General features: G+C 75.2%; 8 protein-coding genes and 1 pseudogene. 6 read left to right on the top strand and 3 right to left on the bottom strand.

Annotation, left to right across the window (positions count from 1 at the left end):
* Nucleotides 1-5 precede the first annotated feature (5 nt).
* Together ACGFZK_RS14570 and ACGFZK_RS14565 are read left to right on the top strand one after the other, a co-directional pair.
* The gene (locus ACGFZK_RS14570) at nt 6-737 is read left to right on the top strand and encodes a hypothetical protein (RefSeq protein ID WP_393849204.1); all 732 of its coding nucleotides are present in this window, start codon (nt 6-8) and stop codon (nt 735-737) included.
* Complete coding sequence (locus tag ACGFZK_RS14565; protein ID WP_393849203.1) at nt 737-1756, top strand: serine/threonine-protein kinase; 1020 nt, start codon at nt 737-739, stop codon at nt 1754-1756. The genes ACGFZK_RS14570 and ACGFZK_RS14565 overlap by 1 nt, the downstream gene beginning before the upstream one ends.
* Before the next feature lie 203 nt (nt 1757-1959).
* Here the strand turns inward: ACGFZK_RS14565 and ACGFZK_RS14560 are convergent, their stop codons facing one another.
* Nucleotides 1960-3255, bottom strand: coding sequence for a streptophobe family protein (locus ACGFZK_RS14560; RefSeq protein ID WP_393849202.1), 1296 nt, complete (start codon nt 3253-3255; stop codon nt 1960-1962).
* 93 nt (nt 3256-3348) lie between these two features.
* On the opposite strand from ACGFZK_RS14560, the pseudogene ACGFZK_RS14555 reads away from it, so the two are divergent.
* Nucleotides 3349-4626: pseudogene (locus ACGFZK_RS14555) on the top strand (DUF6777 domain-containing protein); the annotation flags it as partial.
* 465 nt (nt 4627-5091) lie between these two features.
* Here ACGFZK_RS14555 and ACGFZK_RS14550 read toward each other — a convergent pair.
* Nucleotides 5092-5331, bottom strand: a complete 240-nt coding sequence (locus ACGFZK_RS14550; RefSeq protein WP_393849201.1) for a hypothetical protein — start codon at nt 5329-5331, stop codon at nt 5092-5094.
* Between the two features lie 127 nt (nt 5332-5458).
* Between ACGFZK_RS14550 and ACGFZK_RS14545 the strand changes: the two genes are divergently transcribed.
* The 3 genes from ACGFZK_RS14545 to ACGFZK_RS14535 all read left to right on the top strand — a co-directional run bounded on the left by ACGFZK_RS14545 (nt 5459) and on the right by ACGFZK_RS14535 (nt 9601).
* Nucleotides 5459-6631 (top strand): sensor histidine kinase, encoded by a 1173-nt coding sequence (locus ACGFZK_RS14545; RefSeq protein WP_393849200.1) that lies wholly within the window; start codon nt 5459-5461, stop codon nt 6629-6631.
* A gap of 25 nt (nt 6632-6656) precedes the next feature.
* Complete coding sequence (locus ACGFZK_RS14540) at nt 6657-7331, top strand: response regulator (protein ID WP_393849199.1); 675 nt, start codon at nt 6657-6659, stop codon at nt 7329-7331.
* A 200-nt stretch (nt 7332-7531) separates the two neighbouring features.
* Nucleotides 7532-9601: a SpoIIE family protein phosphatase gene (locus tag ACGFZK_RS14535; RefSeq protein ID WP_393849198.1), complete on the top strand. Its 2070-nt coding sequence runs from the start codon at nt 7532-7534 to the stop codon at nt 9599-9601.
* 31 nt (nt 9602-9632) lie between these two features.
* On the opposite strand, the gene ACGFZK_RS14530 is transcribed toward ACGFZK_RS14535, so the two are convergent.
* The gene (locus ACGFZK_RS14530) at nt 9633-11612 is read right to left on the bottom strand and encodes an ABC transporter permease (protein WP_393849197.1); all 1980 of its coding nucleotides are present in this window, start codon (nt 11610-11612) and stop codon (nt 9633-9635) included.
* Nucleotides 11613-11658: the final 46 nt, after the last annotated feature.

Raw genomic sequence — 11658 nt, 5'->3', positions numbered from 1 at the left:
GCTTCATGAGCAGCTCGATGGGACGCCCGGGAGGTGAGGTGGAGGACTTCCGACCCACCCATGTGGTGCCGCAGGAGGGCATGCCCGCCTGGGAGGGCCCCGACGTCACCCGGCCGACCGTGCCCCTGGACGCGTTCCTGCCCGTGCAGCTGCTGTCCCGGCGCGGGGAGTGGGGGGAGGTCCTGTGCGCCAACGGGTGGTCCGCCTGGGTGGACGGGCGGCTGCTGGTCGCCGTGCCGCACCCGCCACCGACGGCCGGGGGACGGCCCCCGGTGCGCTCCGAGGACCCCAGGCCGCTGCTCACGCGCGGCGCCGAGACCCTGGAACGCTACCGGCGTGCCGTCGACGAGCTCGCCTCGGGACGGATCGACACCGACGCCTTCCGGCGCTCCGTACGCGGGCTGCGGGCCGGAGTGGTGATCGAGGGGGAGTCGGTGTGGCTCTACGACGAGAAGTCGGGACGGTGGCTGTACGACGACGGGGACCGCCTGACGACCTACGCGGTCGTGGCCGGGCCCGGGGGCGGCGCGCCCGGACCCGGGCCCGGACCCGGCCGGGGGCCGCAGCAGCCGCCCGAGGACACGGATCCGGGCGGCGGCCGGGGCGCCGTACGGAGGCCTCCGGCACCGACCGACGCGGTCGGGGTCCCGCGCGAAGGGGCCGGGGACCGGCCCGACCGGGCGGTGGCCCATGACCCCACGCGGATCGTGGACACCCACGACCCCGGAGGCGGCTGATGGGGGAGGCGGCACGGGCGGAACCCGGCGAAGGATCCCCCACCGACCTGAGCGGGAAGCAGATCGCCGGGTACCTGGTGGAGAGCGAGCTCGGGCGCGGCGGGATGGCCGTCGTCTACCGGGCGCGGGACCTGCGGCTGGACCGGAAGGTGGCACTGAAACTGCTCGCCCCCGAGCTGGCCCGGAACGACACCTTCAGGAAGCGGTTCGCCCATGAGTCGAAGGTGGCCGCGACCATCGAGCACCCGCACATCGTGCCCGTGTTCGAGGCGGGGGAGGCGGACGGGCTGCTCTACATCGCCATGCGCCTCGTCGAGGGGCCGGACCTGCGGGTGCTGCTGGACCGAACGGGCCCGCTGCCGGTGGAGACGGTCGCGCGGATCGCGGGCCAGGTGGCGTCGGCCCTGGACGCGGCCCACGCCCACGACCTGGTCCACCGGGACGTGAAGCCGGGCAACATCTTGATCGCCCCGGGCACGGACCGGGACCACCCGGAACACGCCTACCTCACGGACTTCGGGCTGACGAAGAAGTCACTGTCGCTGACCGGGTTCACGACCGACGGGCAGTTCGTCGGGACGGTGACCTACGTGGCGCCGGAACAGATCTCCGGGAAGCCGGTGGACGGCCGGTGCGACGTCTACAGCCTGGGGTGCGTCGTCTACGAGGCCCTCGTCGGGGAACCGCCGTTCCAGCGGGACGACGACATCGCCCTGCTGTGGGCCCACCAGTACGACGCTCCGCCGCCGCCGAGCTCCCGGCGCCCCGGGCTGCCCGAGGCGGTGGACGAGGTACTGGCGAAGGCGCTGGCCAAGTCGCCGGAGGACCGGTGGAACAGCTGCCTGGAATTCACCGGGGCCCTGCGGCGGGCGGGCACGGGCGCCGCACCTCCCCCGAAGGGGCCGGCAGCCGGTGCGGCCCGGCCCGAGCCGGGCGCGCTGCCCGCCCCGCCGCCGGTGCCGCGATGGGCGCTTCCGGTGTTCACCCTGCCGGACTCCGAGGGGCCGGGGACCGACTAGGCCGTCTCTTTCGGATCTTGCCGGATGAGCCCGGGTCGTCCGGTGCGGTGCATCGCAAGGCGGAGGGGCGCCCGGGTACTGGACGTACTCGGGTGCCCCGACATCGCGGCGAGGTGCCGTGCCGGGCGGGCCGGGCCCGGCAAGATCCGGAAGAGACGGCCGGGAGGCAGGCTGGCGGCGTCCCCACCGAGGCGCGTCCCCAGCTACCGGGGTGCCGCGCGGGTCGCTGCGGACGGTTCGTCGACCCGGCCGCGGCGGCGCAGGGGACGGGCCAGCAGGGCGCCCAGGAAGCCCGCCACGGCGCCCCACAGGAGCCCGAGCCCGACCGTGCGCCACAGCACCGGATCCAGTTCGACCTGGGCCCCGAGGCCGTCCACGTCGCCGATGCCCACGAGGGAGAGGCCGAACTGCGCCTGGATCCGGCCCAGCAGACAGACCGCCAAGGTCGCGAGGGCCAGGGCCACGCCCAGGTGCAGGGCGTGCTGCCAGGCGCGGACGTGCGCGGGGGAGCGTACGGCCGCCAGCACGCCCGTACCGAGCAGCAGGACGGCAGCCACCACCACCAGCCACCACGCCCGGGAGTCCTGCTCCGCGAGCGAGGCCACGTCGACCGTGGACGGGTCGGAGCCGCGCAGGACCTCGTCCAGCAGCTGGGGCATCGGCAGCCCGAAGGGGCCCTCGACCCGGCCCTGCCAGGCGCCGCCGAAGCCCAGGGTGAGCGCGAGCCAGGCGAGGTTCGGCAGCCCGAGCAGGATCACGGCCGCGGTCCGGTCGGCATGGCCCTGGGTGGCGGCCACGACCACGCCGACCCCGATGCCGAGGACGACGTAGGCGAGGAGCAGCAGCATCGTGGCGAAGGCGGCCGGGCGCAGCGCCGAGTGGAAGCGGACCAGCCGGGCCGGGAGCGGGGCGCGCCGCGAGACCAGCAGGGCGATCAGCAACAGGCCCAGGATCCACAGGAGTCCGTAGAGGAGGGTGGCGGGCAGGTCGGCCCGGAATCCCACCGTCGGGGCGGAGTCCAGGAGTTCGGTGATCGTCCCGATGGGGGAGTCGTCGACCGAGATGCCGAAGGTCGCGCGGGCGAGGAAGGCGGCGCCGGTCAGGGCGGCCAGCCACAGCAGGACCAACGGGACGGCCCGGCCGATGAGTTCGCGGGGCCGGGCCACGGCCCGGTTGTGCAGGGGGCGCAGGAAGAAGTAGCCGGTGGTGAGGGCGCCGGCCAGGCTCACCGAGAGCGGGACCACCGACAGCGTCGCGTCCGCCCCCGCCAGCGAACCGGCACCGCCCGACACCTCGAGCGAACCTCCGGCCGCCATCATCACGACCGCGGCGACCACGTGTGGGAACGCGCCGTCCGGCAGGCCGCCCGCGCCCGCGCACATCAGCCCGGCGGCGGCGACCACGGTCATCACCACGAATCCTGCGATGACGGCGACGAGGGCGTCACGCCATGCCCTCGCGGAGCCCCCCGGCGATGACGTTCTCGGCGTCTGACTCACCCTGCCACCGTGACACTCTCGGCTTGCGGCCACCACCCGGACGGCGCACACAATGGTCCCCAGGGAACTCACTCCTCCTGGGAAGAAGAGCCCGTGACCACACAACCATCCGGCCGACCGCCGTCTTCGGAACGCCCCACCGGGCCCCCTTCGGGCCCGCTTTCGGGCGGGCAGCAGGGGCCCCCGCCACCACCGCCCCCGGCGCCTCCGGGCGGGTCCGGAGGCCCGGGCCAGGGCCCGGCCAAGGGCCCCTGGTGGCGATCGGTGCCACGGCTGGTCACCGCGCTCGTCGCGGTGGTGGCGGTCGTGGCCCTGGCCGTGGTCCTCACCCGCCCCAGCGGGACCTCCAACGCCGGTGGCGAGGTGTTCCTCCAGCCGGCCGCCGCCTCCGGCCCCGACCCCTTCACGGAGTCCACGGCGGTCAAGGAGGCCACACCGCCGCCGGAGAGCCCGACGGCGCAGAGCCGGCCGCCCTCTCCCCAGGGCACCGGAAGCGCCCAGGTCAGCCCGAGCGCCAGCGCCAGCGCTCCGGTGGGCACCAGGAGCGTCAGCGGCTCCTCGCCGGGCGTCTACACCGGCACCAGGGACGCCGCCAGCTGTGACGTCGAGAAGCTGATCGGATCGCTGAACGCGGACCCCAGCAAGAACGCGGCCTTCGGCTCGGCGCTCGGGCTCCAGCCGGCCGCCGTTCCCGGGTATCTGCGCTCGCTGACTTCGGTGCAGCTGCGGATGGACACCCGGGTGACGAACCACGGCTACCGCGACGGCAAGCTCGACTCCTACCAGGCCGTACTCCAGGCCGGGACGGCCGTGCTGGTGGACGACCGGGGAGTGCCGCGCGTGCGCTGCGCGTGCGGGAACCCGCTCGGTCCGCCCGTGGCCCTGAAGGCCAATCCGAAGCGCTTCGGCCAGACGTGGCCCTCCTACCAGCCCGCGAAGGTGGTGGCCGTCGCCCCGTCGGTGACCGTCATCAACAAGATCGTGATCTACGACCCCCATAACCAGCGCTGGTACGAGCGCCCGAAGGGCGGCGACCACCAGGGCAAGCCGCTGCCCGACAAGCCCGTACCGCCGCCGCCGCTCCCGACGCCGCCGTTCACGTCGACCCCCTCGGCGACGAGCCCCCGGCCGACGGTGACCACCCCCAGCCCGTCGGGGACGAAGCCGACCCCGTCGGGTACGTCGCCCACGCCGACCCCGTCGGGAACGTCGCCCACGCCGACCCCGTCGGGAACGTCGCCCACGCCGACCCCGTCGGGAACGTCGCCCACGCCGACCCCGTCCGTGACGTCGCCCACGCCGACGAGCCCGGCTCCCACGACGCCGACCCCGACGCCGTCGAAGCCGACCCCTACGGAGCCGAGTCCGACGAAGCCGAGCCCTACGACGCCGGCCCCGACGACGCCGACCCCGGCGGAGTCACCGTCCGACGCGAAGACGCCCTCAGAGTCACCCAAGCAGTCACCGACGCCGAAGACGGAGCCTGCGACTCCTGCGACCACCGCCCCGCCTGCGACCACCGCCCCGCCCGCGACGACCGCGCCGCCCGCGACCACTGCTGCGCCGCCCGCGACGACTGCCGTGCCGCCCGCGACGACTGCCGTGCCGCCCGCGACGACTGCTGCGCCGCCCCGTCCGCCGACCTCGGCCGCACCGGAGCCTCCGCCTCCGCCGCCGGTAGCGACGGAACCGGAGCGGGAACCGGCCCAGACGGCCCCCGCCCCCGAGCCTGAGGGACCCGCTCAGGAGAGCTGACCACCCCGTCACATGACCGCGCCCCCTTCCCGTGCCGGGGAGGGGGCGCAGCGGCGGTGCGTCGCGGCAGCGGATCGAGGATCAGGCGCGGCCGCGGCGGGCGAGCGCGTCACCCGCCGCGCCCACGGCGAAGCCCAGGGCGATCATGACGACGTAGCTGTAGATCTCGTAGCCGTCGGGGGCGAGGAAGCGGACGAAGCCCATGAAGTGGATCCAGCCGAGCCACTCGTGCAGCAGGCCGCTCGCGCCGCCGACGACGAGGACGAAGCAGAGCGCACCCGAGACGGCGGCCGGCGGGGACTTCGGGGTGGTGGAGGTCATGCTCCGACGTTAGGCGGCACGCGCCGTGCCGGGGATCGGTCTTAGGGCTGCCCGCGGTCGTACTTAAGTATCCGGTGCGGGCCGCGGACGTCCGCGGCCCGGCCGGGCCCGCGTAGATTCCCGGGACATGCGCCGTATCCACCGCACCCGCCGGGACTGGGCCGCCGACCTGGGCCTGTTCCTCTTCGCCGCGTGCTTCGCCGCCGTCAGCTCACAGTCCATCCCGGTGCCGGAGAGCCTCGGCCCGGCGTGGCGGGCCGCCGACCAGGCGGCCGGCGGGCTGGCGTGCGCGGCGGTCCTGCTGCGGCGGCGCCGGCCGGTCCAGCTGGCCGTGGTGCTGCTCGTGACCGGTGGCGTGGCGCACTACCTGACCGGACCGGCGATGGTGGCGGTGTTCACGGTGGCCGCGACCCGGCCGTGGAAGGCCACGGCGTGGGTGGCGGCGCTGGCCTTCGGCCCCCTGCCGTTCTTCCTGTGGCAGCTGCCGGAGATGTCCGAGGAGCGGGCGGGCGCGGCGGTGACCTACTTCGCCCTGATCGTCGGATCCATCGGCTGGGGGCTGTTCCGGCGCTCCCGGCAGCAGCTGATCGCCTCACTGCGCGAGCGCGCCGAACTGGCCGAGGCGGACGCGGAGTCGCGGGCCGAGCGGGCCCGGATGGAAGCGAGGGAGGAGATCGCCCGCGAGATGCACGACGTACTCGGCCACCGGCTGTCGCTGCTCAGCGTGCACGCGGGCGCCCTGGAGTTCAATCCCGGCGCCCCGCGGGCGGAGATCGAGCGGGCCGCCGGGGTCATGCGGGAGAGCGCCCACCTGGCCCTGCACGACCTGCGCGAGGTGATCGGCGTACTCCGGGCGGGGTCGGGTGACGGGCCCGCGGAGGGCGAGCGGCCGCAGCCCGAACTGGCGGACCTGACCCGGCTGGTGGCGGAGGCGAGGGCCGCGGGCGGGCGGATCGAGCTGGCCGGACCGCCCGAAGGGGCCGCGCCGCCGCCCCTGGTGGGGCGTACCGCGTACCGGATCGTGCAGGAGGCGCTGACCAACGTACGCAAGCACGCGCCCGGCGCGCCCGTCGACGTGCGGGTGACCGGGGGCCCGGGGGACGGGCTCACGGTGGAGGTCCGCAACGCCCGGCCACCGGGACCGGATCCGGCGCGGGGCGCGCTCGCCGGGACGGCCCAGGGCGGCGGCCAGGGGCTGATCGGGCTGGCCGAACGCGCCCGGCTGGCCGGCGGGGAGCTGACGGCCCTCCCTTCCGGCGGCGGCTTCCGGGTGCAGGCCTGGCTACCCTGGCAGGGCTGATCGAGGGGCGAGGGAAGAGGCGCAGGTGATCCGGGTACTGCTGGTCGACGACGACGCGATCGTCCGGGCCGGGCTGCGCCTGATGCTCGGTGGCGCCCCGGACATCGAGCTGGTCGCGGAGGCCGCGGACGGGGCGCACGTGCCCGGTCTGGTCGCCGAGCACGGCCCGGACCTGGTGCTGATGGACATCCGGATGCCCGGCGTCGACGGACTGGCCGCCACCGAGCGGCTCCGGGAGCGGCCGGGAGCGCCGGAGGTGCTGGTCCTGACCACCTTCCACACCGACGCCCACGTCCTGCGCGCGCTGCGGGCCGGCGCGGCCGGGTTCCTGCTCAAGGACACCCCGCCCCAGGAGATCGTGACGGCCATCCGGACGGTGGCCGCCGGGGACCCGGTGCTGTCCCCGGCCGTCACCCGGCGGCTCATCGACCAGGTGGCGGGCGACTTCGGCCAGGACGCCCGGGTGAGCGCCGCGCGCGCCCGGCTGGCGCTGCTGGCGGGGCGCGAGCGGGAGGTGGCCCTGGCGGTCGGCCGGGGCCTGTCCAACGCGGAGATCGGGCGGGAGCTGCACCTGGCACTGCCCACGGTGAAGACCCACGTGTCCCGGATCCTGACCCGGCTCGACCTCAACAACCGCGTCCAGATCGCCCTCTTGGTCCATGACGCGAGCCTGCCGGGCAGCGGTGGACCGCAAGGTTGAGAAGTGCCGTGAGGGCCGGTGCCCACCGGTGCGGACGGGACTCCCGTACCGCGTCCGGGACCGGTGGAATCGGTGCGGCCCGCCGGTCGGACCTCCCGCGGCCGCCCCCTGCGCCGTGTGGGGGCGGCCGGGGGCCGGGGGCCTGGGGTGTCCGGCCGTCCCGCAGGGACACGGGCGGGGGAGAGTGAGACCCTGGCAGCATGGCCCGTAGGGCAGAGAACCCCGCCGTCGAGTGGCCCGCGCGGCCCAACACGAGCCTCGCGCTCAACCGCATGGGCACATTCGACTGGGACCTCGACAGCGGGCGGATGTATCTCGATCCCACCGCGCTCGAGGTACTCGACCTGCGCCCGGACGAGTTCGACGGGACCCCCGCCGGGCTCAGGCGGTGCCTGGCGCCCGGTGAGGAGGCCCGGCTCGACACCCGGGTCGCGCAGGCGATCAAGGACGGCCGGAGCCACTACGGGGCCTACGTCCGCAGCCGCCGGCGCGACGGTTCCCCGACCTGGACCCACATCCAGGGCCACATCCTGCGCAACCCGGCCGGCCGGCCGTACCGCGTCATCGGGATCCTCCGCGATGCCGCCCACGACCCGGGCGAGCCCGGCGCCGCCGGGGAGCAGGTCGAGGGACGCCGCCGGATGACCAACGTCGTCGAGCGGACCACCGCCATCCTCGCCCACGCCCGCACCGTCAACGACGTGACCGACATCCTCAAGGACCCGCAGGCCCTCGGGCACCTCGGTGCGGTCAGCGTGATGCTGGGCGTCGTCGACGGCGGCCGCATCCACCTCGTCGCGGAGGGGCAGCTCGGCTCGTACGTGCCCGAGATCGAGTACACGCGGATCGACGCGCGGTTCCCGATGAGCGAGGCCGTCCGCACCATGCAGTCGGTCTTCCTCGTCTCGCGCGAAGAGTTCCAGAGCCGCTACCCGGAGCTGTGGCCGTACATCGAGCCGCTGTCCGTCCGCAGCGGCGTCTACCTGCCGCTGATCGCCCAGGGGCGGCCCATCGGGGCCCTCGGGCTGCTCTACACGCGCGACGGCGATTTCACCGCCGAGGAGCGCAACCTGCTGATGGCGCTCGGCAGCGGGGTCGCGCAGAGCCTCCAGCGCGCCATCCTCTTCGAACAGGAGCACGACCTGGCCGAGGGCCTCCAGCGGGCCATGCTGCCCCGCCGGATCCCGGAGGTGCCGGGCGCGCTGATCGCCGTACGGTACCGCTCCGCCCGGATGGGACGGGACATCGGCGGGGACTGGTACGACGTGGTCCCGCTCGGCGAGGGCCGGGTCGGGGTGATGATCGGCGACGTGGAGGGGCACGACACGGACGCGGCCGCCGTCATGGGGCAGCTCCGCATCGTGATGCGGGCGTACATCGTCGAGGGGCACACGCCCGGCACGGCGATGGCACGGGCCTCGGCCTTCCTGCGCGAACTGGAGACGGAACGGTTCGCCACCTGCACCTACGCCGAGGTGGACCTCACCACCGGAATGCTCCGGATGGTCCGCGCCGGGCACCTCGACCCGGTCGTGCGGCGCGGCGACGGCACCGTCCACCGGGTCCAGGTGGCGGGCGGGCTGCCGCTCGGCCTGCCGCCCCGCGAGCAGACCGGCACCGGCTCCGGCTACCCCGTCACCAGCCTCGAACTGCACCCCGGCGACACCCTGCTGCTGTGCACCGACGGCCTGATCGAACGCCCCGGCGCGGACCCGGACAGCGGCATGCGGGAACTCATGGCGGCGGTCCACAGCGGCCCGGTCGACGTGGAGGAGCTCGCCGACGTGCTGTGCGACCTGATCGGGGACTCGGGCGGCGGGGACGACATGGCCCTGCTCGTCCTGCGCCGCCGCGGCACCCCCACCGCGCGCGGTGGCGGTCCGCTGCACCACCGGCTGGATCCGGGCGACGCGAAGGCCCCGGCGCTGGTCCGGCACCTGATCCGGGCGGCCGTGGCCGCCTGGGGCGCGCGGCACCGGGCCGACGAGATCGAGCTGGCGGCGGACGAACTGATGACCAACGCCCTGGTCCACACGGAAGGCGGCGGCCACGTCAGCATGCGGCTCACGGCGCAGGGGCGGATCCGGATCGAGGTCGAGGACAGCAGCAGCGCCCTGCCGAGACGGCGCGAGGCGGGGGACTGGGCGGTGTCGGGGCGCGGGCTGATGCTCGTGGAGCGGCTCGCGGACGAGTGGGGCGTGGAGCCCCGCGGCGGCGGCAAGTGCGTGTGGTGCGAGTTCGCCCTGGCCGCCCCGGAGGACGCCGGCTGACCGGTCGGCCGCAGCAGCTCCGCCCCGCACCTCAGAGGCGTACCAGCGTGACCTCGGTGGCCTTCACGCTCGTCCACACCGGGACACCGTCCACGATGCCCAGCTCGGCCGCCGCCTCGGGGGTGATCTCGGCGACCAGGTCGGGCACGGCGTCCGAGGCGATCAGCACGCGCAGCCGGCTGCCGACCGCGGTGATCTCCCGTACGGTGCCCGGCCAGACGTTGCGGGGGCTGCCGCCCGGGCGGTCGCGGTGCACCGACACCGCCTCGGGGGCGATGATCGCCAGTGCTTTCGCCCCCTCGGGCAGCGCCTCGGCGACCACCAGCCGGCCGCGCGCGGCGAGCTCGAGCCCGTCCACCGTGGCCGTTCCGGGCCAGGCGTTGCGCCCCAGCATGCGGGCCACCCACGGGGAGCGCGGGTGCCGGGCCACCTCCGAGGGCGGCGCCTCCTGCAGGGCCTGGCCGTCGGCCAGTACGAGGACCCGGTCGGCCAGCGACACCGCCTCGACGGGATCGTGCGTCACGATGAGGCAGACCCCGCCGAAGCCGGCCAGGTGGGTGCGCAGGGTGTGCCGCACGCGGGCCCGGGTGGTCTGGTCGAGGGCGGCGAGCGGCTCGTCCAGCAGGAGGAGCCGGGGGCGGGCCGCCAGCGCCCGGGCCAGCGCCACCCGCTGCGCCTGACCGCCTGACAGCTGGGCGGGCCTGCGGTCGGCGAGGTGCAGGACGCCGAGCCGGTCCAGCCAGGCCCGGGCCTCGCGGAGGGCCTCGGCGCGCGGCACACCGCGGGCGCGCAGCCCGTACGCAGTGTTGGCCACAGCGCTCAGGTGCGGGAACAGCGCCCCGTCCTGCGGGACCCAGGCCACCTGGCGCTTGTGCGGGGGCAGGGCCGTGACGTCGGTGTCCCCGAGCCGCAGCTCCGCGTGGGCCCGCGGGGTCAGGCCGAGCAGGGCGCGCAGCAGGGTGGTCTTGCCGGCGCCGTTCTCACCCACGACGGCGATGGTGGTGCCGGGCTCCGCGTCGAGGGTGAGCCGGTTGAAACCGGTGACCTCGGCGTGCAGGGGCCAGCGGCCGCTGCCCTGCGGCTGCGGCAGCACGGTGTCGTCGCCGCTCGTGGTGGCGCCTGCGTCGTGGAGGGCCGGCTCGTCCGGGACCGGCGCCGTACGCGCGGCCCCGCGGGCCACCGGGATGCCCGTCCAGCGTCCGCGCAGGGCGATCAGTACGCCCATGGCGATCGCGAGGAGCAACAGTGAGACGGAGGTGGCGGCCTCGGGCTTGTCCTGCAGCAGCAGGTACACCTGGAGCGGCAGGGTCTGGGTGGTGCCGGGCAGGTTCCCCGCGAAGGTGATCGTCGCCCCGAACTCGCCCAGCGCACGGGCCCAGGTCAGCGCCGCACCGGCGACCAGGCCGGGGGCCACCATGGGCAGCGTCACGGTGAAGAACACCCGCACCGGCGAGGCGCCGAGCGAGGCGGCGGTCTCCTCGTAGCTCTGCTTGAGACCGCCGAGGGCGCCTTCGAGGCTGATCACCAGGAACGGCATGGCGACGAACGTGGCCGCCACGACCGCGCCCGAGGTGTGGAACGGCAGGGTGATCCCGAAGGTGCCCTCCAGCCAGGGCCCGAGCAGCCCGCGCCGCCCGAAACCGAGGAGCAGGGCGACGCCGCCGACGGTCGGCGGCAGCACCATCGGGAGCAGGACGAGGGAGCGGACCAGCACCTTGCCCTTGAACTCGACGCGGGCCAGCAGCCAGGCGAGCGGGACGCCGAGGAGCAGCGAGAGGGCCAGGGCCCACAAGGACACCAGGAGCGAGAGCTTCAGGGCCTCGACCACACCGGGGCTGGTGAGGTGGGCGCCGAGCTCGCCCCACTGCGTGCGGACGAGGATGCCGACGAGGGGCAGCAGCAGGAACGCGACGGCGAGCAACGCGGGGAGCGCCAGGGTGAGGGGCGGCCCGGTACGGGTGCGCGTACGCGGGCCGGCACGCTTGCCGGACGGGGTGCGGAGTCGGCTCATGTGGGTTCCTGGCTGCGGGTGTCGGCTGCGGGGGAAGCGTATGCGG

It is taken from the genome of Streptomyces sp. NPDC048257, assembly GCF_043201855.1.
In the GTDB taxonomy this organism is placed as follows: Bacteria; Actinomycetota; Actinomycetes; order Streptomycetales; family Streptomycetaceae; genus Streptomyces.
This window is presented reverse-complemented; position numbering and strand designations above follow the sequence as displayed.

Coding starts and splice junctions, on each gene's coding strand:
- ACGFZK_RS14570 (WP_393849204.1), top strand. CDS start 6: ATGAGCAGCTCGATGGGACGCCCGGGAGGTGAGGTGGAGGACTTCCGA.
- ACGFZK_RS14565 (WP_393849203.1), top strand. CDS start 737: ATGGGGGAGGCGGCACGGGCGGAACCCGGCGAAGGATCCCCCACCGAC.
- ACGFZK_RS14550 (WP_393849201.1), bottom strand. CDS start 5,331: ATGACCTCCACCACCCCGAAGTCCCCGCCGGCCGCCGTCTCGGGTGCG.
- ACGFZK_RS14545 (WP_393849200.1), top strand. CDS start 5,459: ATGCGCCGTATCCACCGCACCCGCCGGGACTGGGCCGCCGACCTGGGC.
- ACGFZK_RS14535 (WP_393849198.1), top strand. CDS start 7,532: ATGGCCCGTAGGGCAGAGAACCCCGCCGTCGAGTGGCCCGCGCGGCCC.
- ACGFZK_RS14530 (WP_393849197.1), bottom strand. CDS start 11,612: ATGAGCCGACTCCGCACCCCGTCCGGCAAGCGTGCCGGCCCGCGTACG.